Source organism: Bradyrhizobium sp. SZCCT0231 (genome assembly GCF_018130245.1).
GTDB classification, from domain to species: domain Bacteria; phylum Pseudomonadota; class Alphaproteobacteria; order Rhizobiales; family Xanthobacteraceae; genus Bradyrhizobium; species Bradyrhizobium japonicum_F.
In genome coordinates this window covers 1,113,050-1,137,855 of record NZ_JAFCKP010000001.1, presented here as the reverse complement: position 1 = coordinate 1,137,855, position 24,806 = coordinate 1,113,050, and the positions used below count along the sequence as shown (strand labels likewise).

Here is a 24,806-nt window from a genome sequence, read left to right as displayed (position 1 = left end):
AGCTCCCTCCCCTCGTCATTGCGAGCGAAGCGAAGCAATCCAGAGTCTTTCCATCGAGGCAGTCTGGATTGCTTCGCTCGCAATGACGGCGTTTGTGGCGCCGCCGTCCCCTACGTCATCATCCTACGCCGGCGCGCCCGATTTCACGAGCTTGTAGATCACCGAATCCATCAACGCCTGGAACGAGGCGTCGATGATGTTGGGGGAGACGCCGACCGTGGTCCAGCGGTCGCCGTTCTCGTCCTCGCTCTCGATCAAGACGCGCGTGACCGCGCCGGTGCCGCCATTGAGGATACGGACGCGATAGTCGATCAGCGTCAAGCCCTCGATGTATTTCTGGTACTTGCCGAGGTCCTTGCGCAGGGCAACGTCGAGCGCGTTGACGGGGCCGTTGCCCTCCGCGGCCGAGATCAGATGCTCGCCGGCGACGTCGACCTTGACCACCGCCAGCGCCACGGTGACCCGCTCGCCCAGCGCGTTGTAGCGCTGCTCGACATTGACGTCGAACTGCTCGACCTCGAAATAATGCGGCACCTTGCCGAGCGTGCGGCGCGCCAGGAGCTCGAACGAAGCATTGGCGGATTCATAGGCATAGCCGAGCGCCTCGCGCTCCTTCAACTCCTCGACAAGGCGCGTCAGCTTGGGATCGCTCTTGTCGTAAGCAATGCCGGCGCGGTCGAGCTCGGCGATGACGTTGGAGCGGCCGGCCTGGTCGGACACCAGCACCTTGCGGTGATTGCCGACCAGCTCCGGCAACACGTGCTCGTAGGTCTGCGGATCCTTCAGCACGGCGGAGGCATGGATGCCGGTCTTGGTGACGAAGGCGCTCTCGCCGACATAGGCCGCATGCCGGTTCGGCACGCGGTTGAGCATGTCGTCGAGCGTGCGCGACACCTTGACGAGGGTCGCCAGCTTCTCCGCCGTGACGCCGATCTCGAAGGCGTCGGCAAAACCTTTCTTCAGCTTCAGCGTCGGGATCAGCGAGCAGAGATTGGCGTTGCCGCAGCGCTCGCCAAGGCCGTTCAGCGTGCCCTGGATCTGCCGCGCGCCCGCGCGCACCGCGGCGAGCGAATTGGCCACCGCCTGCTCGGTGTCGTTATGGGCGTGGATGCCGACATGATCGCCGGGAATGTGCTTGGTCACCGCGGTGACGATGGCCTCGACCTCATCAGGCATGGTGCCGCCATTGGTGTCGCACAGCACCACCCAGCGCGCGCCGGCCTCATAAGCCGCCTTGGCGCAGGCGAGCGCGAAAGCAGCATCTTCCTTGTAGCCGTCGAAAAAGTGTTCGCAGTCGAGCATGACCTCGCGGCCGGCCGCCTTTGCCGCCGCGACGCTGTCACGGATCGAGGCGAGGTTTTCTTCCTTCGTCGTCTCCAGCGCGACCCGCACCTGATAGGCCGACGACTTCGCCACGAAGCAGATCGCATCCGCCTTCGCTTCCAAAAGGCCCGCGACGCCAGGGTCGTTGGAGACCGAGCGCCCCGCCCGCCGCGTCATGCCGAAGGCGGTGAAGCGCGCATGATTGAGCTTCGGCTTGGTCGCGAAGAACTCGCTGTCGAGCGGGTTGGCGCCGGGATAGCCGCCCTCGACATAGTCGATGCCGAGGTCATCGAGCATCGCCGCGATGACCTGCTTGTCGGCCAGCGTGAAATCGACGCCGTTGGTCTGCGCCCCGTCGCGCAGCGTGGTGTCGAACAGATAAAGACGCTGCTTGCTCATGGCGCAGCTCCGAGCGTCTTCTTCATGGTGGTGTTGGCGAGCCACTCGTCGTTCATGGTGACGCTGTTGCGCTGCTGGGCGGTGTAGCCGCGCTTGGCGAAGAAGCCCTCCGCGGTATCGCTGGCGTCGACCGACAGGCTCGTCGCGCCGCGGCCGCCGGCGAGCTTCTCCAGCGCGTCGACCAGCATGGTCGCGATGCCCTGCCCGGCCACCGCCGGATGGACATAGAGCATGCGGATGTGATCGTTGCCGCGCAGCGAGGCGAAGCCGACGGGCGAGCCCTCGAGCGTCGCGATCAGCGTCAGGTCAGACGCGAGCCGCTTGCCGAACTCTTCGTCCTCGGCCGCCGCCATCCAGGCTTCCTGCTGCGCCTCGCTATAGTCGTCGCCGGTCAGCTCCTCGATGCTGGCCGCAAAGATCGCGGCGAGCACCGGCACATCATCAGGCAGGAAGGGCCGCAAGCCCGGCTTTGGCAAAGTCTGTCCCATCGTCCTCACCACATCCCATAGAGCTTGAGCACCAGCGCCACGGCGCCGGCGAGCAGCGCGATCTTCAGCGCGATGTAATAGAGCCAGTGCCGCGGGAACGGCGTGTCGGGCCGCTTCATCGCGCGATCTCCCAGGTCGTGCCTTCCTTGGAGTCCTTGATCGCGACGCCCATCGCCGCGAGCAGATCGCGGATGCGGTCGGATTCCTTAAAATCCTTGCGGCTACGGGCGGCCGTCCGCTCTGCGATCAGACGCTCGACTTCCTTGGCATCGACGCCGCTCGCCTGCTGCTTGCGCCCTTCCCACTGCGCCGCGCTCTCCGACAGGAATCCGAACAGCCGCAACGATCCCGACAATGCAGTGGCTTCGCCACGCAGGCCGTGCAGCGCCGCGATCGCCTGCGGCGTGTTGAGGTCGTCGAGCAGCGGCTCGACCACCGACGCAGCCGGCTCGCCCGGCACGACGTCGGCCGCGACGCGATACCAGTCGTCGAGCGTCTTGGCGCTCTCTTCCAGCGACTTCATGGTCCAGTCGATCGGCGAGCGGTAATGCGTCTTCAGCATGTTGAGGCGCAGCACCTCGCCCGGCCAGTCCGCGAGCAGCTCGTGGATGGTGATGAAGTTGCCGAGGCTCTTCGACATCTTCTCGCTCTCGACCTGCAGGAAGCCGTTGTGCATCCAATAATTCGCCATGCGCTCGCGGTGGAAGGCGCAGCAGGTCTGCGCAACCTCGTTCTCGTGATGCGGAAACACGAGATCGATGCCGCCGCCGTGGATGTCGAAATGCTCGCCGAGATGCTTCCAGGCCATCGCCGAGCACTCGATGTGCCAGCCCGGACGCCCCTCCACCTTGATATCGGCCGGCGACGGCCATGACGGCTCGCCCGGCTTGGACGGCTTCCACAGCACAAAGTCGGTGTTGCCCTTCTTGTAGGGCGCGACATCGACGCGGGCGCCCGCGACCATCTCGTCCAGCGAGCGATTGGACAGCGCGCCGTAGCGCGGCAGCACCGAATTGGCCGCGTTCATCGCCTGCGGCGAGAACAGCACGTGGTCCTCGGCGGCATAGGCAAAACCACCGGCGACCAGCTTCTCGATGATCTCGCGCATCTCGGCGATATGCTCGGTCGCGCGCGGCTCGACGCTCGGCCGAAGCGCGCCCAGCGCGTCGACATCGGCGTGAAACTGCTTGCCCGTCTGCTCGGTGACCTTGCGGATCGCCTCGTTCAGCGGCAGGCCCGGAAAATCGCGCGCGGCGCGGTCGTTGATCTTGTCGTCGACGTCGGTGATGTTGCGGACATATTTGACATGCGTCTCGCCATAGAGATGGCGCAGCAGCCGAAACAGCACGTCGAACACGATCACCGGCCGTGCATTGCCGATATGGGCGAAGTCATAGACGGTCGGTCCGCAGACATACATGCGGACGTTGTTCGCATCGAGCGGCACGAAGGTGCGCTTTTCCCGGCTCAGCGTGTCGTAAAGACGCAATTCCATGACAACCCATCCCTCTCGGCCGGGCGTCCAAGGCTCTCAATGTGGTTGAGAAAAGACGGCTCCAGCCAGCGAATCGCTAGCTCGTAATCTCGCGGCAAATGGCGCAAATGGCGAGGAGACCGTACATGCGGTCACATATGGGCCACCACGGGCCCCGGCGTCAAGAGCCGCGAAAAAGCCGTTTTTGTGCGCGGCCCGCCCTGATGGTTCATGATCCCCTAACCATTTGAGGCCATTCTGGAACCTGCGGTTCCCTAATTTTTTTGCCTCGGTATTTTCATGCGATCCTTGCTCGCGCTCATTTTTAGCGCCTCGATCCTTGCGGCACCCAGCGCTCGCGCCGAGACCCGCGTGTTCATCATCGCCAACCAGGCGGATGGCGGCGTCGACCAGTGTCTGGCCAGGGGCGACAAATGCGGCGCATCCGCTGCGCGCACCTATTGCCAGTCACGAGATTTTGCCCGGGCATCAGGCTATCGCCGGGTCGATCCCGACGAAATTACCGGCTCCGTCCCCAAAACCGGCACAAACTGCTCCCATGGCCGTTGCGACGAATATGTCGCAATCACCTGTCAGCGCTGAATTCGCTCGGAGCTGGCGGACCTTAGGACCAGTCTTCGGCCCCCGAAACGACGTGACGATGCCGCAGGAAGCGGCTATTGGGAGGGCGCGCTTCGGCCCCCAAGTCACTTCTCAAAGTCACTTGGAAAGTCACGCCGGGCCGTGACCTCGCTAGAATGGCGGATATGCCTGAATTTTTGTCGCTCTCCCGTGCCCGCTTCCTCCTTGCCTGCGCAGTGCTCCTCGGCACCGTCGTGCTCGCCAATAGCGCCTTCGCGCAGGCCGGCCCGCCGCCTCAGCCCGGCCAGAACGGGCTTGGCCCCAATCCGATGTGCGCGCGGCTGGAAGGCCAGCTCGCCGCGCTCGACCGCAGCAGCGGCGGTGACCCCGCGCGCGAAGAGCAGATCCGCCGCTATCAGGATTCCCAGGCCAGGCAGCAGGCCGAGCTGGACCGCGTCACCATGCAGGCCAAGCGCATGGGCTGCGATTCCTCCGGCTTCTTTTCGCTGTTCAACGGCCAGTCGGCGCAGTGTGGCCCGGTGAACACCCAGATCCAACAGATGCGTGCCAATCTGGACCAGATCACCGGCAACCTCGAGCGGCTGCGCGGCGGCGGGCCCGGCGGCTACAGCCCGGAGCGTGACAACCAGCGCCGTTCGGTCCTGATGGCGCTGGCGCAGAACAATTGCGGCCCGCAATATGCCAATGCCGTGCAGTCGCAAGGCGGCGGCAACTTCCTGAGCAACCTGTTCGGCGGCAACAACAACCCGAACAATCCGCAAGCCGTGCCGCCCTCCGATCTCGGTCCGCAATCCGGCACCTTCCGCACCGTGTGCGTGCGCACCTGCGACGGTGCCTATTTCCCGATCTCGTTTGCGACCGTGCCGGCGCGCTTCCCCGACGACGAGAAGACCTGCAAGGCGCTATGCCCGGCCGCGGAAGCCGTGCTCTACACCCATCGCAATCCCGGCGAGGACATGAATTCGGCGGTCTCGATCGGCGGCCAGCCCTACACCGCGCTACCGACCGCGTTCAAATTCCGCAGCGAGTTCAACCCGTCCTGCTCCTGCAAGGCGGCGGGCCAGACCTGGGCGGACGCGCTGAAATCGGCCGACGACAAGGCCGCGGCCGAGCAGCAGGGCGACATCATCGTCACCGAGGAGAGCGCCAGGAAGATGCAGCAGCAGCGGCTCAACAAGGGCACGCCTGCCAATGCGAAGAAGGGCGCGGCCGGCGCGGCGCCGGCGCCGACCACGGCGACGGCACCGGCTGCAACGCCGCCGGCGGATGCAGCCCCCACGACCTCGTCGGAGAACAAGCCGATCCGCTCGGTCGGCCCGACCTTCCTGCCGCAGCAGCAGAAGTAGGCAGTCACGTTCTGTCATGCGCCGCGCAGGCGTCCCAGCGCGGCCGTTCCGCCGTTACGGCTCGCCCTCGCGGCTCCACGGGAAGAGATTGGCCGGAAAGTCTGCTGCGTAGCGCCTGCCCTTCGGGGGCGGCGGCGGTGCGTCCGGTGGGTTCGGATTGGGCTCGACCACCCGCCGATAGAGGTGCCAGGTGGCATGACCGAGCACCGGCAGAACGACGGCGAGACCGACGAAGAGCGGCAGCGAGCCGATCACGAGCAGCGCCGCCACGATGAGGCCCCATCCGGCCATCGCAACCGGATTCGCCGCCACCGCTCGGAGCGACGTGCGGATCGCGTCGATCGCAGTCGCATGGCGGTCGAGCATCAACGGAAACGACACGACGCTGACGCACAATGCCACAACCGCAAACAGGAAGCCGACACCGCAACCGACGATGATGAGCGACCAGCCTTCCGGCGTCGTCAGCACGCGCGTTGCGAAGTCCGGAATGCTTGCGGCCGCAGCGTGACCGAAGATTGAGACATAGATCGCGTTCGCGACACCGATCCAGGCCCCGAACAGGACCAGCAGGAGCACGCCGAGTTCGATCATGGCGCCGAACGACGGTGCGCGCAGCACCTTGATCGCATCCCATGCTTCGACCTCCTCGCCGCGCTCGCGACGACGGCTGAGTTCGTAGAGACCGATCGCGGCAAAAGGACCGATCAAGGCAAAGCCGGCGGCCAGCGGAAACAGTAGCGGCAGCACCGAATAGCCGAGCACCATCCTGAACAAGACGAGACCGAGAACGGGATAAATCAGGCACACGACGATCGCGTGACTCGGCATCGCCTGGAAATCCGCCCAGCCCAGGCGCAGGGCCTCGGTCAGGTCGGACAAGCTGATCTTGCGAATGGGATAGGAGGCCGCTTCGCCGAATACGTGCCGCCTGATGTCGTGGGAGTACAGAGTGGCCATGAGCGAACCCTCCCGTGCTGAAAATCGCGGTTTCGATAACACGCGCTTTCCAGCCACGCGTGTCCGCCGGATGAGCAGAAACGCGATGGGGTCGAGTACGGCAACCCAGGTTCAGCAGGCGAGCCGCCGGACGGAACCCGTCGCGACCTGCCTCGCAAGCTTAGCGCGCGCGGAGCACGGCTGCACTCACGGTTGGGTGAATTGTGCACCAGCACGGGTTTGTGCGTTGCATCACCCAGACCCAACATGCGCACCTGATGCTTCGTCGGCTTGCCAGCACGGCAATCACACCAATTCGGACACCTACATTGCTCTATTGACGCCGGATCGGGCTGGTATCATTTTAGATGAAGACGCCCTTAGAGTTGATGGTCGCGAGCGTTCCCTCGATTTCGCGACCAGTGGAAGGGGCGAGGCAACAGGCCGGCGATGGCATGAATGCCAATCAAGAAAGGCCAGCCATCGCGACCGACATGAGCTCCGCCCTGGATTCGTATCCGTAGCCTTCGATGGCAAGGATGGATCAGGATGGCTGTCGCACTGATACTGCTTCTGGTCGCGATCGGCTCGGTGCTGTTTCACATCTACAGCCCGTGGTGGTGGACGCCGATCGCCACGAACTGGGCCTATATCGACCACACCATCAACATCACGTTCTGGATCACGGGCTTTGTTTTCGTCGCCGTGATCGCCTTCATGGCTTACTGCGTCTTCCGCTTTCACCACAGAGAGGGAAGACGGGCCGACTACAATCCGGAAAACAAGAAGCTCGAGTGGTGGCTGAGCGTCGGGACCGGCGTCGGCGTCGCGGCCATGCTGGCGCCTGGCCTCGTGGTCTGGCACCAGTTCGTGACGGTGCCTGCGGATGCCACCGAGGTCGAGGTCATGGGCCAGCAATGGCAGTGGAGCTTCCGTCTTCCGGGCAAGGATGGGCGGTTGGGCACATCCGATGTCCGCAACATCGCTTCCGACAATCCGATGGGGCTCAATCGTGACGACCGGCACGCGCAGGACGATGTCGTGATCGAGAACGGCGACCTGCACCTTCAAGTGGGAAAGCCGGTCAAGGTTCTCCTCCGCTCGGTTGACGTCCTGCACGATTTCTACGTGCCCGAATTCCGGGCCAAGATGGACATGGTTCCAGGCATGGTGACCTATTTCTGGATGACGCCGATCCGAACCGGAACGTTCGATGTTCTCTGTGCGGAGCTTTGTGGCGCTGCTCACTATCAGATGCGGGCCAAGGTCATCGTCGACGAAGAGGGCGAATATCACGCTTGGCTGGAGCAACAAAAAACGTTCGCGGAACTATCGCCGGCAAAAGCCGTCGTGAAGGCGACGTACCAATCCGGCGGCAAGTAGCAAGCCGCCGCCGAAGATAGATCGGGCGCAAGAGGCCAACGCCTCACCCCCGATGGAAACGACCGAGGAGGTTTCTATGGTCGATATTCCATATGAAGGGATCCGCGGCATCCCGCCTGCCGAAGTACCTGACGTCGAGCTCTATCATCCGCGGAGCTGGTGGACACGGTATGTCTTCTCGCAGGACGCCAAGGTGATCGCCATTCAGTATTCGCTGACGGCCACGGCCATCGGGCTGGTGGCCCTGGTGCTGTCGTGGCTGATGCGGCTGCAACTGGGTTTCCCCGGCACCTTCTCTTTCATCGATGCCAATCAGTACCTCCAGTTCATCACCATGCACGGCATGATCATGGTGATTTACCTGCTCACGGCATTGTTCCTGGGCGGCTTCGGCAACTACCTGATCCCGCTGATGGTCGGCGCCCGGGACATGGTCTTCCCTTATGTGAACATGCTGAGCTACTGGGTCTACCTGCTCGCGGTCCTGGTGCTAGCCTCGACGTTCTTCGTGCCCGGCGGCCCCACCGGCGCCGGTTGGACGCTGTACCCGCCGCAAGCAATCCTCTCCGGAACGCCCGGGCAGGATTGGGGCATCATCCTCATGATGGCGTCCCTGATCCTGTTCATCATCGGCTTCACCATGGGCGGGCTGAATTACGTGGTCACGGTGCTGCAGGCGCGCACCCGCGGCATGACTTTGATGCGCCTGCCCCTGACGGTGTGGGGCATTTTCACGGCGACCGTCATGGCGCTCTTGGCATTCCCTGCACTGTTCGTTGCCTCGGTCATGCTGCTGCTCGACCGTCTCCTGGGAACCAGCTTCTTCATGCCCGCCCTCGTCGAGATGGGGCAACTGTCGAAGTATGGCGGCGGCAGCCCGCTGCTCTTCCAGCACCTGTTCTGGTTCTTCGGCCATCCCGAAGTCTACATCGTCGCCCTGCCCGCCTTCGGCATCGTCTCCGACCTGATCAGCACGCATGCGCGCAAGAACATCTTTGGTTATCGCATGATGGTCTGGGCGATCGTGGCCATCGGCGCGCTCAGCTTCATCGTGTGGGCGCACCACATGTATGTGAGCGGCATGTTCCCGCAATTCGGGTACTTCTTCGCCACCACGACGCTCATCATCGCGATCCCCACCGCGATCAAGGTCTACAACTGGGTGCTGACCCTGTGGCGCGGCGACATTCATCTGACCGTGCCGATGCTGTTCGCCCTCGGCTTCATCATCACCTTCGTGAACGGCGGGCTCACCGGCCTCTTCCTCGGCAACGTGGTCGTGGACGTGCCGCTCTCGGATACCATGTTCGTGGTTGCGCATTTCCACATGGTGATGGGCGTGGCGCCGATCATGGTCGTGCTCGGCGCGATCTATCATTGGTACCCGAAGGTCACGGGGCGGATGCTGAATGACGCCATGGGCAAGTTCCACTTCTGGGTCACCTTCCTCGGCGCCTACCTGATCTTCTTCCCCATGCACTATCTTGGACTGCTCGGGGTCCCGCGCCGGTATTTCGAACTCGGGGATGCGACGTTCATCCCGTCCTCGGCCCATTCGCTCAATGCCTTCATCTCCGTAGTGGCCCTGACCGTCGGCTTCAGCCAGATGGTGTTCCTATTCAACCTTGTCTGGAGCATGTTCAAAGGTGAGGCCTCGGGCGGCAATCCGTGGCGGGCGACGACGCTGGAGTGGCAGACGCCGGAGACGCCCCCAGGGCACGGCAACTGGGGCAAGGAGCTCCCTGTCGTGTACCGCTGGGCCTATGATTACAGTGTGCCCGGCGCCGCGGAGGACTTCATTCCGCAGAACCAGCCGCCACGCGCGACGCAGCTCGTTCAGGGAGCTGCTTCGTGAGCGCCATCATCCTGTTCCTGGCTGTGCTTGCGATGATCGCCGGATGGTGGCTGTCGCAGCAGCGGCTGACGGCCAAGCCCTGGCTGGAGGAAGGCCCGGCCGGTGACTTCCCCGGCGGCGATGCCATGACCTGGCCGGCAGCGAAGGTCGGACTTGGCGTGTTCCTCGCCGTCGCGAGCGCATTGTTCGTCCTCTTCATCAGCGCCTACTCGATGCGCATGAGCGTGGTGGACTGGCGGCCGCTGCCGGTGCCGCGGCTGCTGTGGGTCAACACGGGCGTTCTGATCCTGAGCAGTGTCGCGCTGCAATGGTCGTACGTGGCCGCGCGCCGCCACGATACTGAAGGCGTCATCATCGGTCTGGTCGCGGGCGGAGCATCTGCCGTGATCTTCCTCGCCGGACAGCTCCTGGCCTGGCAACGGCTCGGGGCTGCGGGATATTTCGTGGCGTCCAATCCGGCGAATTCCTTCTTCTACCTGTTGACCGCGGTGCACGGGCTGCATCTGACGGGCGGTCTGGTGGCCTTGGGCCGAACCTCAGCCAAGATGTGGCGCGGCGCCGCGATCGCCGAGATGCGCTTGAGCGTGGAACTGTGCGCCATCTACTGGCACTTCCTGCTGTTGGTCTGGCTTGTCCTGCTCGGTCTTCTCACCGGCTGGACCGACGATTTCATCGACATCTGCCGCCAATTGCTGAGCTAGGGAGGCGAGACCAGATGGCTGAGACCGTGCTGACAAATCCGGGCCAATCGCCTGCGCGGCTTGAAGGCTGGCGCGGCATCGCCGCCGATTGGGCGTCCGATCAGCGTGCCTTCAAGAACGTGTCCTGGGGCAAGGCCATGATGTGGATCTTCCTCCTCAGCGACACCTTCATCTTCAGTTGCTTCCTGCTCTCCTACATGACGGCGCGCATGTCGACGACCGTGCCGTGGCCGAATCCCAGCGAGGTCTTCGCCCTCAATATCGCCGGCAACCACATTCCCCTGATCCTGATCGCCATCATGACCTTCGTGCTGATCAGCAGCAGCGGAACGATGGCGATGGCCGTCAATTTCGGCTACCGGCGCGATCGCGTGAGAACCGCAATCCTGATGCTGGTCACCGCAGCCTTCGGCGCGACCTTCGTCGGAATGCAGGCCTTCGAATGGACCAAGCTGATCATGGAGGGCGTCCGGCCCTGGGGCAATCCATGGGGCGCACCGCAATTTGGTGCGAGCTTCTTCATGATCACCGGCTTCCACGGCACCCATGTGACGATCGGTGTGATCTTCCTGATCGCCATTGCGCGAAAGGTCTTTCGCGGCGACTTCGACGTCGAGAGGCGCGGCTTCTTCACGAGCCGCAGGGGGTATTACGAGATCGTCGAGATCACGGGCCTGTACTGGCACTTCGTCGATCTCGTGTGGGTGTTCATCTTCGCATTCTTCTACCTTTGGTGAGGTCGGCGCATGACAAACGCGACGGTACACATGGAAGCACAGCTCCACGCTCCGGTGCATGGCGCAGTCGCGACAGCGGCCGTGCACGCCAAGGGGCAGCAGCACCCGATCAAGCTCTACCTCGCGGTCTGGGGCTGGCTGTTCGTCCTCAGCACGTGCTCCTACCTCGTCGACTACTTTGGCCTGCATGGCTATCTGAGATGGTCGCTGATCCTGCTGTTCATGATCTTGAAGGCCGGCCTGATCGTCGCCGTCTTCATGCACATGGCCTGGGAGCGGCTGGCCTTGGCCTATGCCATCCTGCTGCCGCCGATCGCGGTATTGGTATTCGTGTCGATCATGGTGCTCGAATCCGAATACACGCACTTCCTAAGGGTGCTGTTTTTCGCAAACCCGTCATAGCGCCCGCCCTCGCTCAGGCTGGGATTCAGCCCTCGAACGCGTCGATCGACGCCGTGCTTCCACGTGACACCAGCGCCTCATCCGCCGCTGGCAACGGCTCGCCCTTGTCGCGAAAGCGGTTGGTGATGGGATAGCGGCGGTCGCGGCCGAAATTCCTTGCCGTCACTTTCACGCCGGGCGCGGCCTGGCGGCGCTTGTATTCGGCGACGTTGAGCAGATGGTCGATGCGGGTGACCGTGTCGCGGTCGAAGCCGGCCGCGATGATCTGATCCAACGGCTGCTCGCGCTCGACCAGGCGCTCCAGGATGGCATCGAGCACATCATAGGGCGGCAGCGAATCCTGGTCGGTCTGGTTCTCGCGCAGCTCCGCCGTCGGCGGACGCGTGATGATGTCGGGGGGAATGACCTCGCCAGCCGGCCCGAGCGCGCCTTCCGGCTTCCAGGAATTGCGCAAGCCCGCCAGGCGAAACACCTGCGTCTTGTAGATGTCCTTGATCGGGTTGAAGCCGCCATTCATGTCGCCATAGAGCGTGGCATAGCCGACCGACATCTCCGACTTGTTGCCCGTCGTCACCACCATCAGGCCTGTCTTGTTGGAGATCGCCATCAGCAACGTGCCGCGGGTGCGGGCCTGGAGGTTTTCCTCGGTGATGTCAGGCGGCAGGTTCTTGAAGATGCCCGACAGGATGGTCTCGAACCCGTTCACGGCTTCCGCGATCGGCAAGACCTCGTAGCGGATGCCGAGATGGCCGGCGAGCTCGCCGGCATCGGCAATCGAGTGTGCTGCGGTGTAGCGATAGGGCAGCATCACGCCATGCACCTGGTCGGCTCCGAGCGCGTCGACCGCGATCGCCGCGCACAGCGCGGAATCGATGCCGCCGGAAATGCCGAGCAGCACGCCGGGAAAGCCGTTCTTGGCGACGTAGTCGCGCAGGCCCAGCACGCAGGCGGCGTAGTCGGCCTTGTCGCCCTCGGGCTGTTCGGCGATCGGCCCCGTGCAGCGCCAGTCGTCGTCGTTTCTGGTGAAGCGCAGCGTGACGATGCTCTCTTCGAAGGCCGGCAACTGCGCCGCAAGCGAGAGGTCGCCGTTGAGCGCGAAGGATGCGCCGTCGAACACCAGCTCGTCCTGGCCGCAAACCTGGTTGAGATAGACCAGCGGCAGCCCGCTCTCGGTGACGCGGGCCACCGCGACCGACAGGCGCACGTCGTTCTTGTCGCGGGCGTAAGGCGAGCCGTTCGGCACCAGGATGATCTCGGCGCCGGTCTCCGCCAGCGTCTCGACCACGTTCTCGTAATCCTCGGACTCCTCCAGCCAGATGTCCTCGCAGATCGGCACGCCGATCCGCACACCGCGTACGGTGACCGGACCGGCGGCAGGGCCGCGCGAAAACAGCCGCTTCTCGTCGAACACGCCGTAATTCGGCAGGTTGCACTTGAAGCGCAGCGCGGCGATGCGGCCGCCGTCGAGCAGCGCGCAGGCATTGTAGAGCCTGCCCTCCTCGACCCAGGGCGTGCCGACCAGCATCGCAGGCCCGCCATCGGCGGTCTCGCGCGCGAGGTTTTCGATCGCGGCGCGGCAGGCGGCCTGGAAGGCCGGCTTCTGCACCAGGTCTTCCGGCGGATAGCCGGCGATGAACAGTTCCGGAAACAGCACGAGATCGGCGCCGTCGGCGGCAGCTCGCGCACGCGCCGCGCGCACCTTGTCCGCATTGCCCTCCACGTCGCCCACGGTCGGATTGAGCTGGGCGAGCGTGACCGCGAATGTGTTGAGACGTTCGGTCATGGCCGCTTTGTCCGATCCGTAGCTAGAGGAACCCCAATCGCTCGATGACGGCAATGATCCAGAACGCGCCCGCCATCAGCAGCGCCACACCGACGGCGGCCGAGCCCATGTCCTTGACGCGGCCGATCTGCTTGTCGTGATCCATGGTCAGCCGGTCGGCGAGCTTCTCGATCGCGGTGTTGAGCAGCTCGACCGTCAGCACGAACGCGACAGAGCACACCAATTCGACCGCACGCATCGCGGTCGCGCCGATGAACCAGGCGAGCGGTACCGACAGCAGGAGCGCAAAGATCTCCTCGCGGACGGCCTGCTCCGACCGGAACGCAAAGGCCAGACCGTTGCGGGAATTGATCGTGGCCTTCCAGATCCGCAACAAGATCTTAGAGCCCCGCTGCGGCCGGAATCGGCTGGGCCTTGCCGGCGCGCTCCTGTTTGAGGAGCTCCGCGACCAGGAAAGCCATATCGATGGATTGCTCGGCGTTGAGGCGGGGATCGCAGACCGTGTGGTAGCGGTCGTTGAGATCCTCGTCCGTGATCGCGCGGGCGCCGCCGAGACATTCGGTGACGTCCTTGCCGGTCATCTCCAGATGCACGCCGCCGGCATGGGTGCCTTCTGCGGCGTGGATCGCGAAAAACGATTTCACCTCGGACAGGATGCGGTCGAACGGCCGCGTCTTGTAGCCCGACGTCGAGGTGATCGTGTTGCCGTGCATGGGATCGCAGGACCAGACCACCACCCGGCCCTCGCGCTTCACGGCGCGGACCATGTTCGGCAGATGCTCGCCGATCTTGTCGGAGCCGAAACGGCCGATCAGCGTCAGCCGGCCCGGCTCGTTGTCGGGGTTGAGCACGTCGATCAGCTTCAAGAGCTCGTCCGGCTTGAGCGACGGGCCGCATTTGAGCCCGATCGGGTTCTTGATGCCGCGGAAATATTCGACATGGCCATGGTCGAGCTGACGGGTGCGGTCGCCGATCCAGATCATGTGGCCCGAGGTCGCGTACCAGTCGCCGGTGGTGGAATCGACGCGGGTCAGGGCCTGCTCGTAGCCGAGCAGCAGCGCCTCGTGGCTGGTGTAGAAATCGGTGGCGCGCAGCTCCGGATGGCTCTCGAGGTCGAGGCCGCAGGCGCGCATGAAGTTGAGCGCGTCCGAGATGCGGTCGGCCAGCTCCTTGTAGCGGCGGGACTGCGGACTATCCTTCAGGAAGCCGAGCATCCATTGATGCACGCTGCCGAGATTGGCGTAGCCGCCGGTGGCGAAGGCGCGGAGCAGGTTCAGCGTCGCCGCCGACTGGCGATAGGCCATCAGCTGGCGCTGCGGATCGGGAATGCGCGCTTCCTTGGTGAAGGCGATGTCGTTGACGATGTCGCCGCGATAGCTCGGCAGCTCGACACCATTCACCTTCTCGGTCGGCGATGACCGTGGTTTTGCGAACTGGCCGGCGATGCGGCCGACCTTCACCACCGGCACCGCGCCGGCATAGGTCAGCACCACCGCCATCTGCAGCAGCACGCGGAAGAAGTCGCGAATGTTGTTGGCGCCGTGCTCGGCGAAGCTCTCGGCGCAGTCGCCGCCCTGGAGCAGGAAGGCCTCGCCGGCCGCAACGCGCGCAAGCGCCTTCTTCAGATTGCGTGCCTCGCCGGCGAACACCAGCGGCGGAAAGGTCGCAAGCTGCGCCTCGACGTCGGCCAAAGCCTTGGCATCGGGATATTCGGGCACCTGTAGCACCGGCTTGCTGCGCCAGGACTCGGGCGTCCACCGCTCGGACATCGAAATCTCTCCGTGAAGCAAAAAGCACAACCTGATCTAAGGGTTGCGAGGGCCGCCTTATACACAGGCTGGCTTCCGACCGCCAGTTGTAAATCCATTTCGCACCGCAAACCCTTGCGGGCAAAGCCGAATTCGCATTTGCTTGGGCCAGGCAAGGAAACCGACAGGACACTGACCGCCCATGGACGCGGCACTGGACGACGTTTTCGTCGACGAGATCAGCTTCCCGGCGACCGACGGCTATGCGCTGACCGGCACCCTGTTCCTGCCGCGCGGCGCCAAGCGCCATGCCGTCCTGATCAATTCAGCCACCGCCGTGCCACGCAAGATTTATCGGGGCTTTGCCTCCTACCTCGCCCATCGCGGCTGCGCGGTGCTGACCTACGACTATCGCGGCGTCGGCGACTCCCGGCTGCCGGCGATGGTCGGCTACAACCAGCCGAAATCGCTGGTCGGCTTCAAGGCCTCGATGTCCGACTGGGCCGCGCTCGACGTCACCGCCGCGGTGCGCTGGATGCGCGAGCGCTATACCACCCTGCCGCTCGCCTATGCCGGCCATTCCTTCGGCGGCCAGGCGCTCGGGCTGATCGCGAACAACAGCGAGATCTCGCGCGCAGCGTTCGTGGCCTCGCAGGCGGCAACCTGGCGGCTGATGACCTCGCCGGAAAAATATCGCGTCTACGCTTTTATGAACCTCATTGGCGTGCCGCTGGCCCACGCGCTCGGTTACGCGCCGGGCTGGGCCGGCATCGGCGAGGATCTGCCCAAGGGCGTCTTCCTGCAATGGGCCGAGTGGGTCTCGAGCCCGCGCTATCTCTTCGATTCAAAGCTGCCGGCGCTCGAGAACTTCACCAAGTTCAAGGGCGAGCTGCGCGCGCTCTGCTTCTCCGACGATCCCTGGGCCACGCGGGCCGCGGTCGAGCTGCTCGCGAGCGGCTTCACCGCGATCAAGCCGGAGGTGCTCACGGTCAAACCGTCCGACGTCGGCGCCAAGGGAATAGGCCATTTCGGCTTCTTCCGCCCCGAGCACCGCGACACGCTGTGGCGCGGCGTCGCGGAATGGATTCAGGGGGAATGAGGCTTTAACGGATGATCGTCGTCAGCGACGAGTAGCGCCGGTTCGGCTTGGCGTCGCCCGGTGCGAACTGCGCAAAGGCGTCGCTGACGCGGACCGCCGGCGGCGTGTCGCTCGCGAACCGAAACTCCTTCGGCCGCGGCGCATAGAAGCTGGCGCTGTAATAGGCGTCGTCGAAGCGCGCCTCGCCGACCCCGAACAATGCGTCGCAGACGAACAGGAGCGCGTAGACTCCCGCGACCGCTGCGACGATCTCCCTGAGAATTGACATGCTGATGCCCTGCCCTTTTGCGGGCAGGATGCAGACCGGTTCCCAAGGCCTGGTTTAAAGCGCCGTGCTTCTTGTCCGCAGCGTTTGCCGCCGCTGAACGGATCCCAGACGATTTTATCGATCTCGAAAAGAGAGCCCGCCCGACCGGACGATCAGGCGGGCTCCAGGGTTGGCCGCTCGGGAGGTCGTCAGGCGGCCGGGTTCATCAGCCGTGGCCGGCCGCCTTGCGATGGCCGCTCTCGCTGAGACGGTCGACCCAGGCGATGCCGATCGCCGAGATGATGAAGGTCAGGTGGATCAGCACCTGCCACATCACGCCGCTCTCGGTGAAATTGCTGCGGTTGGTGCCGAGATTGCCGGCCTCGATGAAGGTCCTGAGCAGCGAAATCGAGGAGATGCCGATGATCGCCATCGCGAGCTTGATCTTGAGCACACTGGCATTGACGTGGCTGAGCCATTCCGGCTCGTCCGGATGCCCACTGAGGTTCAGGCGGGAGACGAAGGTCTCGTAGCCACCGACGATCACCATCACCAGCAGATTCGAGATCATGACGACATCGATCAGTCCGAGCACGACCAACATGATCTGCTGCTCGCTGGCGTCGAACGAGTGCACGACCAGGTGCCAGAGCTCCTTGAGGAACAGCAGCACATAGACGGCCTGCGCGACGATGAGGCCGATATAGAGCGGCAATTGCAGCCAGCGCGAGCCGAAGATCAGCTTCGGAAACAGGCCAATCGGCGGCTGCGGCGCGGCCAGCGCCAAAGGTGCTTTCGGTTCAGGCGTCATTGATCACTCCGGATTGCAGACAGGCATGCGGCTCAGAGACTCGCGATGACAGGCGCGAGCTCGAGCGAGCCCCGATAGATCATCTCGAAGGCGACGTAAATGATGATGGCGAGGCCGACATAGGCGACCCAGCGATGCTTCTGGAGCACGCGGCCGAGCAGATCGGCGGCGACGCCCATCATCGCAACCGACAGCAGCAGGCCGAAGGCGAGGATGTAGGGATGCTCGCGCGCGGCGCCCGCGACTGCGAGCACGTTGTCGAGTGACATCGAGACATCGGCCGCGACGATCTGCATCGCCGCCTGGCCGAAGGTCTTCCGCTGTACCGGCGCAGCATCCGCGCCGCCGCCTTGGTTGAAGGCGAGCTGCCCCGAATGCGCAGAATGCGCAGAATGCTCGCGCAGCTCGCGCCACATCTTCCAGCACACCCAAAGCAGCAGCACGCCGCCGGCGAGCAGCAGGCCGATGACCTGCAGGATCTGGGTCGCTACGCCGGCGAAGGCGATGCGCAGCGCGGTGGCGGCCGCGATGCCGACGATGATGGCCCGGCGGCGCTGCCCGGCCGGCAGGCCCGCCGCGGCGAGACCGATGACGACGGCGTTGTCGCCGGCGAGCACGAGGTCGATCAGGATGACTTGGAACAGCGCGGTCAGCGCCTCGGGGGTGATGAATTCAGTCATGTTCGGTCATTCTTCGTTGCCGACGGATCGAGCCAATGCGGCTTGCGGCGCTCGATCCAGTCGAAGACCTTTGAACGGGAGGAGCGCAGCGCAGGCACGTCCTCGGCCAGCAGCGCGAGGCCGAGCGGCAGCATCCAGACGCCGAGCACCGGCAGGAAGGAGAGCACACCGCCGACGACCAGCAGCGTGCCCGAGGGGATCCTGACCCAGCGGCTGGACGGCTTGAGCAGATAGGTGAAGGTGTCGCCCATGCGCGGTGGCAGGCGGTCGACGAGCTTGGCCAGGCGCGGGTCGCCACCGGCGATCTGGCCGGTGGTGTCCTCGATTTCCGTGGTGCGCTCGTCCGGAACTGTGCTCATGCTTACTCCTTTGTGCTCATGCTTACTCCTTCAAGGCGGCCTGCAACTCGGCGCCCGCTGCACTCGGCACGACCGGCTTCGCGCGCGGCAGCACCAGCGTCAGCAGGCGCAACAATTTGATCGCCTGGACTTCGTGGGGATGTACGTCCTCATCTGCGGCAGCAACGCGCTCCGACAGCTCCATCAGATGGGACGAGAGCGGCAGATTCGAAACCGGTCGCAGCGTGTCGATCACGACATTGGCAAAATCCGGCTCTTCGAGCCGTTCGGCGAGTTCATCGAACATCGCACAAAGCCGTTCGTCCGAAACGTGCGGCGCCAGCTTGCGATCCCTGATGAAACGAATCACCTCGTCGCGCTCGACCGGCGAGACGCGGCGGTCGGCAACCGCAACCAGCGCGCCCACGATCACCAGCGCCGCCGCAGCCTGCTCATTCAGGCTGGACGGCTCCGTGATCTCGATCTCGATCGGATATGAGGTCTTGGCGTCAGACATCGTAGCTCCCTTAACTTGCGAGATGGCCGCACGGAGCTGCGATGGAGACGAATGGTCGGAGAGAACTAACAAGGGCCCGACAATCGGCCGATCCATCGCATTCGCGCGGGACAGGTCATCCGACATCGCGAGGTTTGCCGACATCTGTCGGCGTCCTCGCCAGAGGGGCCCGGATTCTTGTTCGTCCCAGAGATAAAGGTGGGTCTGTCGGAATCAAGGCGCGGACACTGCGACTAGCCGCCGCATCGGTTCCCTCGTGACGAATTGTGTCGCGGACGCGCTGCAAAGCGACAGCATCGCAGCCGTGTCACATTGGATTGCTACATCTGCGAATTCAGGAACGAGCGCTCTCGTTGGACGCAGCGCTCCGGCACCGTCATAGCGCCCGCGCAAGCTTCGGCGACGAAAATGCCATTCATGAATTCGACGATCGCGGAGAAGCGCATGAATCGCATCACATCCTGCACCGGCTGCGGCCACGCGCTTGTCCCGATGCTGACGGCCAAAGGCCGCGCGGAGCTGAGCTGCCTCTGGTGCGAAGGCTTCGACGTGCGCGCGTTGGACATGGCAAAGTGGGCCGATAGCCCGTCCGGCAAGCCCGAGCCGACCGTCCGTCGATCGTTCGAATGAACCGCGTCAGACGCTGAGCCGCCGGCATTTGCCTGTCGCCGCAACCGGCACGGCTGCATGCCCTTTGCAGGACATGCCGACAAATTAGACAAGATAAGTCGCCCCACCCGACTTGCGGTTTGCGCGGATCGGCCAGGCATGTTGGCGGCCCCTGTTGCCTAACCTCAGGTGCAATCTCGATTATTTTCGCGCCGCGTGCAGCCGGTGAGCCTGCAGTGCCGCTGCCGCGCTCCGACTGGCCCAAAATTCGCAAGACAGCATGAGGCCCAATTCCCTGCCCTGCCACAATAAGGAGCGGCAAGTTACGTGCGCCGGGCTCCGGGATGAATGGCCTCAGATCGGAGAATGCCATGAACGTGCATGCTGCCGGAGATATCAAGTTCACCGGTCTCACCCATCCGAACGGCGCCCGGCTGCGCCTCAACGATCAGGACTTCGTGGCGATCGATCGCGACAAGAATGCGAAGTTCGAGGCGACCTACCGCCCTCAAGCCCTCTACAACCGCGCCAACGAAGGCTTCCACGCCAACAACGAAACCTTCCTCCTGCACGAGGTCGCGACCAATCTGCCGATCTACCGGCCCGACACCGGCCCCACCGATTTCCATCTGCATCTGCCGCCGGGCGGCTTCCAGCTCGTGCTGGTCACCTCGGGCGCGTTCACCTTCGACTATGACGGCCGCTGGTACAATGTCGGCCCGGGCGCGGTGATGCTGCAAAGCGCGATCGTGCATCGCCAGCTGTTCTACACCTGGTCGGGCCTGTCGACCGAAGAGAATTTGAAGACGCCGCAGACGGTGGTGCCCGATCCGATCTCGATGGGCTATTCCGGCAAATTCCTCGAAGCCTTCATCACCGATCCCACCACCTTTCCGAATCCGACCATTGTCGGTCCGGATCAGATCAATGAGGACGAAACGCCGCGCGTGGCCTGGAGCCATCCGCTGCATGACCGCCCGGCCGATGCCGGATTCTGGCTGCAGGATCCCCTGGCGCTGGACGCGCTGTTCAAGCCGCTCGCCGATGGCTCCGTCAAATCGACCCTGCCGGTTTATGTGCGCGATATCGGCATCGAGATTCCGAGCGGCCATCTCGTTACCGGCCACATCATCGCGACCGACCCGCGTGGCCACGCACTCTTGCCAAAGAGCACGTCTGCCGCAGCGGACGCGACCTGTTTTGCGAAGGGCGAGGTCGTGATCTATCGCGTCATTCGCGGCACGGCCGAGTTCAAGAAGAAGTCCGGCGAGAGCTTTGAACTCTCTGCCGGCGACGTGGTGACGGCGGGCAAGGAGTCCATCAGCCTCACGGGTGTCGGCGAAAACACCCAGGTCCTGCGGCTCGGCCTGCTCAAGGGCATGAACGAGCTGCGCAGCTGGACCGCGACGCAGCGCGACGAGATCGACGGCCTCGCCGGTCAGATCATCACGCAAAGGGACGTGCGTCCCCTGCGCACCGAAGGCAAGCCGGTCGGGTATCTGTACGGCTGAAGCCTACTCCGCCGCCTGCCGCACATGGCGCGCGGTCGGCGTGCGCATAGTGACGAGCTCTTCGGCCGCGGTCGGATGCAGCGCGATGGTCGCGTCGAAATCGGCCTTGGTCGCCTTCATCTTCACCGCGATCGCGACAGCTTGCGTGATCTCGGCAGCGGCGTCGCCGACGATGTGACAGCCGAGCACGCGGTCGGTCGCGCCGTCGACGACGAGCTTCATCAGCACGCGGGTGTCGCGGCCCGACATCGTCGCCTTGATGGGCCGGAACGTCGTCTTGTAGATGTCGACGTGACTGAATTGCGCGCGCGCCTCGGCTTCCGTCAGGCCAACCGTGCCGACCTCCGGCTGCGAGAACACGGCCGTCGGGATGTTGGCGTGATCCACCTGCACCTCGCGCTTGCCGAACACGGTGTCGGCGAAGGCATGGCCCTCGCGGATCGCGACCGGCGTCAGGTTGAAGCGGTGGGTGACGTCACCGATGGCATAGATGTTGTCGACCGAGCTCCTGGAGAAATGGTCGACAGCGATGCCGCCATTGTTCGGGTTGATGGCGACGCCGGCGTTCTGCAGGCCGAGATTGGCGACGTTGGGATGGCGGCCGATGGCGAACATCACCTGATCGGAGCCAATGCTCGATGCGTTCGACAGATGGGTGGTGAAGCCCTCGCCGTGGCGGTCGACCTTCGTCACCGTGCAGCCGGTGAGAATGGTGATGCCCTGCTTCTCCATCTCGGAGCGGACATGGGTCCGAACATCCTCGTCAAAACCGCGAAGAATGTTGTCGCCGCGATAGATCACGGTGACGTCGGAGCCGAAGCCGGCGAAGATGCCGGCGAATTCCAGCGCGATATAGCCGCCGCCCTGGATCACGATCCGCTTCGGCAGCTTCGCAAGGTGGAACGCCTCGTTGGAGGAGATCACGTGCTCGATGCCGGGAATTGCGGCGCCGTGATTGGGCGCGCCGCCGGTGGCGATCAGGATGTATCTCGCGGTGATCTTCCTGTCGTTCTCGAGCAGGCGGATGGTATGCTTGTCCTCGATCACCGCGCGGCTCTTGACGATCTGTGCGCCCGACTTCTCGACATTCGTCGTGTAGGCCGCCTCCAGCCGTGCGATCTCCTTGTCCTTGTTGGCGATCAGCGTCGGCCAGTCGAAGCTCATGGACGGGATGGTCCAGCCGAAGCCGGCGGCATCCTCGAGCTCCTGACGGACATGCGAGCCGATCACGAACAGCTTCTTCGGAACGCAGCCGCGGATCACGCAGGTGCCGCCCATGCGGTACTCTTCCGCGATCATGACGCGGGCGCCGTGCCCGGCCGCGATACGGGCGGCACGCACGCCGCCCGAGCCGCCACCGATGACGAAGAGGTCGACGTCGAATTCAGCCATTGTCCACTCCGACCCCTTTCAACAATCTCTGATCAAATAGGATCGATCAGATTTCCTTGCCACGCTTGCGCATCTCGGCGCGGAAGGCACCCATCACGGTCTCGGAGAAGTTCTGGGCCCAGGAGTTCATGAAGGCCATGCTGAGGCCGATGGCGCGCGGCTCGGCGTCGATCAGCTTCTTGCCCAGCGGCGACCTGTAGAAGGTGACGAGGTCCTTCAGCTCCTGCTCGGTGAACTCGCTGGCATAGATCTGCGCCATGCCTTCGCCGATCTCGTTCTGACGGCCGGCGAGCTGCTGGGCCACGATCGGCGCGACCTCGTTGAGGTCCTTCTGGTAGTTGAGGTTCTGCTGCGTCAGCGCGATCTTGGTCTTCTCGACGAGGCCGGGCACGGCGCCCTGATACATCGCCGTGGCGTTCTTGATCTGCAGGATCTCCCTGGCCGCGGCAATCGCCGCCGGCGAGGCCTTCGGCTGGGCCGGCGCGGCGGCCGCCTTGGGGGCCGGCGCCGCCTGCTGCGCCATCGCCGAGACGGCCAGGCCAGCAGCAAGGGTCGCGGCCGGCAACAATTTCAAAACGCTCTTCATTCCTAGTCTCCTTAGGGCTTGCGCCGTTCAATCACGCGGATTCCGTCGCCGCCCGCCAGAACGGCCGAGCTGGCCAAGCCGATGAACAATCCATGTTCGACCACGCCGGGGATCGCGCTCAACGCCTTGGCGAGGCTGGCGGGATCCGCAATACGTCCGAGCTGGGCATCGACGATCCAGTGGCCGCCATCGGTGACGAAAACGTGGCCGTCCTTGGCCTTGCGGACCGCCATTTGCCCGGAAACGCCGCATTCGGCAAATGCCTTTTCGATCGCGCGGCGCGTCGCGCCAAGCCCGAACGGGATGACCTCGACCGGCAGCGGAAACTTGCCGAGCGTCGGCACCCATTTGCTGTCGTCGGCAATCACGATCATGCGATCCGAGGCGGCCGCCACGATCTTCTCGCGCAGCAGCGCGCCGCCGCCGCCCTTGATCAAATTGAGCTCGGGATCGATCTCGTCGGCGCCGTCGACGGTGATGTCGAGATGGTCGATCTCATCCAGCGTCGTCAGCTTCACGCCGCAACGTTCCGCATCGGCCCGCGTCGCCTCGGAGGTCGGCACGCCGATCACCTTGAGCCCGGCGGCGACGCGCTCGCCCAGCAGCTCGACGAAATGCTTGGCGGTCGAGCCGGTGCCGAGCCCGAGCTGCATGCCGTCGCGCACCTCCTCGAGGGCGCGCGCAGCAGCCTGCCGCTTCAACTGGTCCATGTTCACGTGTGCGTCCGCCTTCTGAATTCGGAAGATGTGCCGCCGATCGCGGCCGCTGTCGGCGGCCTATGTAGCCTCGTTTTTCTCGCGGGAACAGGCCTATAAGGTGATCTTATGGGCCCGCCCCCTTGCGTGGATACGACCGGGCCGGTAGCGCTTGGACATGACCTCCTTCAAGAAGACCTGCCCTCACACCATCGTCTTCGATCTCGACGGCACGCTTGTGGATACGGCGCCCGACCTGATCACTGCCCTGAACTACGTGCTCGACCGCGCAGGCCTGCCGCCCGTCCCGATGGCCTCGGCCCGCAACATGATCGGCGCCGGCGCCCGCAAGCTGATCGAGCGAGGGCTGGAGGCCGAGGGCCGCACCGTCACCCCCGCAGACATGGACCGGATGACCGCGGATTTCATCGCCTACTACGCCGAGCATATTGCGGTCGAATCGCGCCCCTTCGAGGGGCTCGAGGCCGCGCTCGATCATTTCGCGGCGCAGGGCCATCGGCTCGCGGTCTGCACCAACAAGCTGGAATGGCTGTCCAGGCGCCTCTTGGACCAGCTCGACCTCAGCCGCCGCTTCGCGGCGATCTGCGGCGCCGACACCTTTGGCGTCCAGAAGCCAGATCCGACCATCTTCCGCCAGACGGTGGCCCGGGCCGGCGGGGATGTGAAGGCCAGCATCATGGTCGGCGATGCCGGAACCGACGTCGGGGTCGCCCGGCGCGCCGGAGTTCCCGTGATCGGGGTCAGCTTCGGCTACACGGACGTGCCGATCGCCGAGCTGAAGCCGGACCGGCTGATCCATCACATGCGCGACCTGCCGTCGGCCGCCAGCAGCCTGATGGCGGCCTCGCCCCTTACAACCAACTGATACGGCTTGGTTATTTCCCGGAACCCGGCGTTAGCCATCTCGCATCTATGCGGCGCGCGCCAATTGCTTGCCCCAAGCGACACTCCTAAGGTCAGGCCGGGGATGTGGCGGTTTGCCGCAGTCAGTGTGGGTGCCGCCGAAACCCGTCCGCAAGTCGCACCGGCCCGAAAGAGCTGGAACCGGCGCCGGCCGATGCCGCGCCGACGGCTGGCTCGCCCTTCCCCGATCCGAACGCAGGCAAGCGCTGAGTTACA

Annotated in this window: 26 protein-coding genes; 11 read left to right on the top strand and 15 right to left on the bottom strand. The window is 64.3% G+C overall.

Annotated features, from left to right (window positions below; translation table 11 throughout):
- Nucleotides 1-123 precede the first annotated feature (123 nt).
- The 3 genes from cimA to cysS all read right to left on the bottom strand — a co-directional run bounded on the left by cimA (nt 124) and on the right by cysS (nt 3,705).
- Nucleotides 124-1,722 (bottom strand): citramalate synthase, encoded by a 1,599-nt coding sequence (cimA, locus tag JQ566_RS05120; protein ID WP_212370693.1) that lies wholly within the window; start codon nt 1,720-1,722, stop codon nt 124-126.
- Complete coding sequence (locus JQ566_RS05115; protein WP_212370691.1) at nt 1,719-2,210, bottom strand: GNAT family N-acetyltransferase; 492 nt, start codon at nt 2,208-2,210, stop codon at nt 1,719-1,721. Before JQ566_RS05115 ends, cimA begins: the two co-directional genes overlap by 4 nt.
- 115 nt (nt 2,211-2,325) lie before the next feature.
- Complete coding sequence (gene cysS / locus JQ566_RS05110; protein ID WP_212370689.1) at nt 2,326-3,705, bottom strand: cysteine--tRNA ligase; 1,380 nt, start codon at nt 3,703-3,705, stop codon at nt 2,326-2,328.
- A gap of 279 nt (nt 3,706-3,984) precedes the next feature.
- On the opposite strand from cysS, the gene JQ566_RS05105 reads away from it, so the two are divergent.
- Both JQ566_RS05105 and JQ566_RS05100 read left to right on the top strand, forming a co-directional pair.
- Entirely contained in the window at nt 3,985-4,287 is a 303-nt protein-coding gene (locus JQ566_RS05105) for a hypothetical protein (RefSeq protein ID WP_212370687.1), read from the top strand.
- Between the two features lie 155 nt (nt 4,288-4,442).
- Nucleotides 4,443-5,633: a DUF2865 domain-containing protein gene (locus tag JQ566_RS05100; RefSeq protein ID WP_212370685.1), complete on the top strand. Its 1,191-nt coding sequence runs from the start codon at nt 4,443-4,445 to the stop codon at nt 5,631-5,633.
- Between the two features lie 54 nt (nt 5,634-5,687).
- On the opposite strand, the gene JQ566_RS05095 is transcribed toward JQ566_RS05100, so the two are convergent.
- Entirely contained in the window at nt 5,688-6,593 is a 906-nt protein-coding gene (locus JQ566_RS05095) for a DUF2189 domain-containing protein (protein WP_212370683.1), read from the bottom strand.
- A gap of 528 nt (nt 6,594-7,121) precedes the next feature.
- On the opposite strand from JQ566_RS05095, the gene JQ566_RS05090 reads away from it, so the two are divergent.
- The 5 genes from JQ566_RS05090 (at nt 7,122) to JQ566_RS05070 (ending at nt 11,650) form a co-directional block, all read left to right on the top strand.
- Complete coding sequence (locus JQ566_RS05090; RefSeq protein WP_212370681.1) at nt 7,122-7,955, top strand: cytochrome c oxidase subunit II; 834 nt, start codon at nt 7,122-7,124, stop codon at nt 7,953-7,955.
- Between the two features lie 76 nt (nt 7,956-8,031).
- Nucleotides 8,032-9,810: a cbb3-type cytochrome c oxidase subunit I gene (locus tag JQ566_RS05085; RefSeq protein ID WP_212370679.1), complete on the top strand. Its 1,779-nt coding sequence runs from the start codon at nt 8,032-8,034 to the stop codon at nt 9,808-9,810.
- On the top strand, nt 9,807-10,511 hold the full coding sequence (locus JQ566_RS05080; protein WP_212370677.1) for a cytochrome c oxidase subunit 3: 705 nt from the start codon (nt 9,807-9,809) through the stop codon (nt 10,509-10,511). The genes JQ566_RS05085 and JQ566_RS05080 overlap by 4 nt, the downstream gene beginning before the upstream one ends.
- Nucleotides 10,512-10,525: 14 nt before the next feature.
- On the top strand, nt 10,526-11,248 hold the full coding sequence (locus JQ566_RS05075) for a heme-copper oxidase subunit III family protein (RefSeq protein WP_212370675.1): 723 nt from the start codon (nt 10,526-10,528) through the stop codon (nt 11,246-11,248).
- A gap of 9 nt (nt 11,249-11,257) precedes the next feature.
- On the top strand, nt 11,258-11,650 hold the full coding sequence (locus tag JQ566_RS05070; protein WP_212370673.1) for a cytochrome C oxidase subunit IV family protein: 393 nt from the start codon (nt 11,258-11,260) through the stop codon (nt 11,648-11,650).
- A 25-nt stretch (nt 11,651-11,675) separates the two neighbouring features.
- Here JQ566_RS05070 and JQ566_RS05065 read toward each other — a convergent pair whose 3' ends face one another.
- The 3 genes from JQ566_RS05065 to JQ566_RS05055 are packed head-to-tail and all read right to left on the bottom strand — an operon-like array spanning nt 11,676 to nt 15,202.
- Nucleotides 11,676-13,433: an NAD+ synthase gene (locus JQ566_RS05065; protein WP_212370671.1), complete on the bottom strand. Its 1,758-nt coding sequence runs from the start codon at nt 13,431-13,433 to the stop codon at nt 11,676-11,678.
- 22 nt (nt 13,434-13,455) lie between these two features.
- Nucleotides 13,456-13,809 (bottom strand): diacylglycerol kinase, encoded by a 354-nt coding sequence (locus tag JQ566_RS05060; protein ID WP_212370668.1) that lies wholly within the window; start codon nt 13,807-13,809, stop codon nt 13,456-13,458.
- Nucleotides 13,810-13,813: 4 nt separating this feature from the next.
- Nucleotides 13,814-15,202, bottom strand: a complete 1,389-nt coding sequence (locus JQ566_RS05055) for a class II 3-deoxy-7-phosphoheptulonate synthase (protein WP_212370666.1) — start codon at nt 15,200-15,202, stop codon at nt 13,814-13,816.
- Between the two features lie 181 nt (nt 15,203-15,383).
- On the opposite strand from JQ566_RS05055, the gene JQ566_RS05050 reads away from it, so the two are divergent.
- Nucleotides 15,384-16,280 carry an alpha/beta hydrolase family protein gene (locus tag JQ566_RS05050; protein WP_212370664.1) on the top strand — a complete coding sequence of 299 codons (897 nt, stop codon included), beginning with the start codon at nt 15,384-15,386 and terminating at the stop codon, nt 16,278-16,280.
- Between the two features lie 4 nt (nt 16,281-16,284).
- On the opposite strand, the gene JQ566_RS05045 is transcribed toward JQ566_RS05050, so the two are convergent.
- The 5 genes from JQ566_RS05045 to JQ566_RS05025 all read right to left on the bottom strand — a co-directional run bounded on the left by JQ566_RS05045 (nt 16,285) and on the right by JQ566_RS05025 (nt 18,873).
- Complete coding sequence (locus tag JQ566_RS05045) at nt 16,285-16,548, bottom strand: hypothetical protein (RefSeq protein ID WP_212370663.1); 264 nt, start codon at nt 16,546-16,548, stop codon at nt 16,285-16,287.
- 205 nt (nt 16,549-16,753) lie between these two features.
- The gene (locus JQ566_RS05040; RefSeq protein ID WP_212370662.1) at nt 16,754-17,338 is read right to left on the bottom strand and encodes a TIGR00645 family protein; all 585 of its coding nucleotides are present in this window, start codon (nt 17,336-17,338) and stop codon (nt 16,754-16,756) included.
- Between the two features lie 32 nt (nt 17,339-17,370).
- The gene (locus JQ566_RS05035) at nt 17,371-18,018 is read right to left on the bottom strand and encodes a TerC family protein (protein WP_212370661.1); all 648 of its coding nucleotides are present in this window, start codon (nt 18,016-18,018) and stop codon (nt 17,371-17,373) included.
- The gene (locus tag JQ566_RS05030; RefSeq protein ID WP_212370660.1) at nt 18,015-18,377 is read right to left on the bottom strand and encodes a hypothetical protein; all 363 of its coding nucleotides are present in this window, start codon (nt 18,375-18,377) and stop codon (nt 18,015-18,017) included. The genes JQ566_RS05035 and JQ566_RS05030 overlap by 4 nt, the downstream gene beginning before the upstream one ends.
- Before the next feature lie 22 nt (nt 18,378-18,399).
- Nucleotides 18,400-18,873, bottom strand: a complete 474-nt coding sequence (locus JQ566_RS05025) for a TerB family tellurite resistance protein (RefSeq protein ID WP_212370659.1) — start codon at nt 18,871-18,873, stop codon at nt 18,400-18,402.
- Between the two features lie 444 nt (nt 18,874-19,317).
- Between JQ566_RS05025 and JQ566_RS05020 the strand changes: the two genes are divergently transcribed.
- Together JQ566_RS05020 and JQ566_RS05015 are read left to right on the top strand one after the other, a co-directional pair.
- A complete protein-coding gene (locus JQ566_RS05020; protein WP_212370658.1) occupies nt 19,318-19,503 on the top strand; it encodes a hypothetical protein in 186 nt (61 codons plus the stop codon).
- Between the two features lie 350 nt (nt 19,504-19,853).
- The gene (locus tag JQ566_RS05015; RefSeq protein ID WP_212370656.1) at nt 19,854-20,993 is read left to right on the top strand and encodes a hypothetical protein; all 1,140 of its coding nucleotides are present in this window, start codon (nt 19,854-19,856) and stop codon (nt 20,991-20,993) included.
- Between the two features lie 3 nt (nt 20,994-20,996).
- Here the strand turns inward: JQ566_RS05015 and gor are convergent, their stop codons facing one another.
- Genes gor through rpiA form a run of 3 tightly spaced genes read right to left on the bottom strand, consistent with a single transcriptional unit; the run spans nt 20,997 to nt 23,687 of the window.
- Nucleotides 20,997-22,385 (bottom strand): glutathione-disulfide reductase, encoded by a 1,389-nt coding sequence (gene gor, locus JQ566_RS05010; RefSeq protein ID WP_212370653.1) that lies wholly within the window; start codon nt 22,383-22,385, stop codon nt 20,997-20,999.
- Nucleotides 22,386-22,431: 46 nt separating this feature from the next.
- Nucleotides 22,432-22,971 carry a DUF2059 domain-containing protein gene (locus JQ566_RS05005; protein ID WP_212370646.1) on the bottom strand — a complete coding sequence of 180 codons (540 nt, stop codon included), beginning with the start codon at nt 22,969-22,971 and terminating at the stop codon, nt 22,432-22,434.
- A gap of 11 nt (nt 22,972-22,982) precedes the next feature.
- Nucleotides 22,983-23,687, bottom strand: a complete 705-nt coding sequence (gene rpiA / locus JQ566_RS05000; protein ID WP_212370644.1) for a ribose-5-phosphate isomerase RpiA — start codon at nt 23,685-23,687, stop codon at nt 22,983-22,985.
- A gap of 157 nt (nt 23,688-23,844) precedes the next feature.
- Between rpiA and JQ566_RS04995 the strand changes: the two genes are divergently transcribed.
- Nucleotides 23,845-24,552, top strand: coding sequence for an HAD family hydrolase (locus JQ566_RS04995; protein ID WP_212370642.1), 708 nt, complete (start codon nt 23,845-23,847; stop codon nt 24,550-24,552).
- Nucleotides 24,553-24,806 lie beyond the last annotated feature (254 nt).

What these genes read in the sequence shown, in the direction of transcription:
- JQ566_RS05105 (WP_212370687.1), top strand. Translation starts at nt 3,985, where the DNA reads ATGCGATCCTTGCTCGCGCTCATTTTTAGCGCCTCGATCCTTGCGGCA.
- gor (WP_212370653.1), bottom strand. Translation starts at nt 22,385, where the DNA reads ATGGCTGAATTCGACGTCGACCTCTTCGTCATCGGTGGCGGCTCGGGC.
- cysS (WP_212370689.1), bottom strand. Translation starts at nt 3,705, where the DNA reads ATGGAATTGCGTCTTTACGACACGCTGAGCCGGGAAAAGCGCACCTTC.
- JQ566_RS05035 (WP_212370661.1), bottom strand. Translation starts at nt 18,018, where the DNA reads ATGACTGAATTCATCACCCCCGAGGCGCTGACCGCGCTGTTCCAAGTC.
- JQ566_RS05005 (WP_212370646.1), bottom strand. Translation starts at nt 22,971, where the DNA reads ATGAAGAGCGTTTTGAAATTGTTGCCGGCCGCGACCCTTGCTGCTGGC.
- JQ566_RS05015 (WP_212370656.1), top strand. Translation starts at nt 19,854, where the DNA reads ATGAACGTGCATGCTGCCGGAGATATCAAGTTCACCGGTCTCACCCAT.
- JQ566_RS05030 (WP_212370660.1), bottom strand. Translation starts at nt 18,377, where the DNA reads ATGAGCACAGTTCCGGACGAGCGCACCACGGAAATCGAGGACACCACC.
- JQ566_RS05065 (WP_212370671.1), bottom strand. Translation starts at nt 13,433, where the DNA reads ATGACCGAACGTCTCAACACATTCGCGGTCACGCTCGCCCAGCTCAAT.
- JQ566_RS05115 (WP_212370691.1), bottom strand. Translation starts at nt 2,210, where the DNA reads ATGGGACAGACTTTGCCAAAGCCGGGCTTGCGGCCCTTCCTGCCTGAT.
- JQ566_RS05090 (WP_212370681.1), top strand. Translation starts at nt 7,122, where the DNA reads ATGGCTGTCGCACTGATACTGCTTCTGGTCGCGATCGGCTCGGTGCTG.
- JQ566_RS05050 (WP_212370664.1), top strand. Translation starts at nt 15,384, where the DNA reads ATGGACGCGGCACTGGACGACGTTTTCGTCGACGAGATCAGCTTCCCG.
- cimA (WP_212370693.1), bottom strand. Translation starts at nt 1,722, where the DNA reads ATGAGCAAGCAGCGTCTTTATCTGTTCGACACCACGCTGCGCGACGGG.
- JQ566_RS05075 (WP_212370675.1), top strand. Translation starts at nt 10,526, where the DNA reads ATGGCTGAGACCGTGCTGACAAATCCGGGCCAATCGCCTGCGCGGCTT.
- JQ566_RS05045 (WP_212370663.1), bottom strand. Translation starts at nt 16,548, where the DNA reads ATGTCAATTCTCAGGGAGATCGTCGCAGCGGTCGCGGGAGTCTACGCG.
- JQ566_RS05040 (WP_212370662.1), bottom strand. Translation starts at nt 17,338, where the DNA reads ATGACGCCTGAACCGAAAGCACCTTTGGCGCTGGCCGCGCCGCAGCCG.
- JQ566_RS04995 (WP_212370642.1), top strand. Translation starts at nt 23,845, where the DNA reads ATGACCTCCTTCAAGAAGACCTGCCCTCACACCATCGTCTTCGATCTC.
- JQ566_RS05100 (WP_212370685.1), top strand. Translation starts at nt 4,443, where the DNA reads ATGGCGGATATGCCTGAATTTTTGTCGCTCTCCCGTGCCCGCTTCCTC.
- JQ566_RS05085 (WP_212370679.1), top strand. Translation starts at nt 8,032, where the DNA reads ATGGTCGATATTCCATATGAAGGGATCCGCGGCATCCCGCCTGCCGAA.
- JQ566_RS05055 (WP_212370666.1), bottom strand. Translation starts at nt 15,202, where the DNA reads ATGTCCGAGCGGTGGACGCCCGAGTCCTGGCGCAGCAAGCCGGTGCTA.
- JQ566_RS05095 (WP_212370683.1), bottom strand. Translation starts at nt 6,593, where the DNA reads ATGGCCACTCTGTACTCCCACGACATCAGGCGGCACGTATTCGGCGAA.
- JQ566_RS05020 (WP_212370658.1), top strand. Translation starts at nt 19,318, where the DNA reads ATGAATCGCATCACATCCTGCACCGGCTGCGGCCACGCGCTTGTCCCG.
- JQ566_RS05070 (WP_212370673.1), top strand. Translation starts at nt 11,258, where the DNA reads ATGACAAACGCGACGGTACACATGGAAGCACAGCTCCACGCTCCGGTG.
- JQ566_RS05025 (WP_212370659.1), bottom strand. Translation starts at nt 18,873, where the DNA reads ATGTCTGACGCCAAGACCTCATATCCGATCGAGATCGAGATCACGGAG.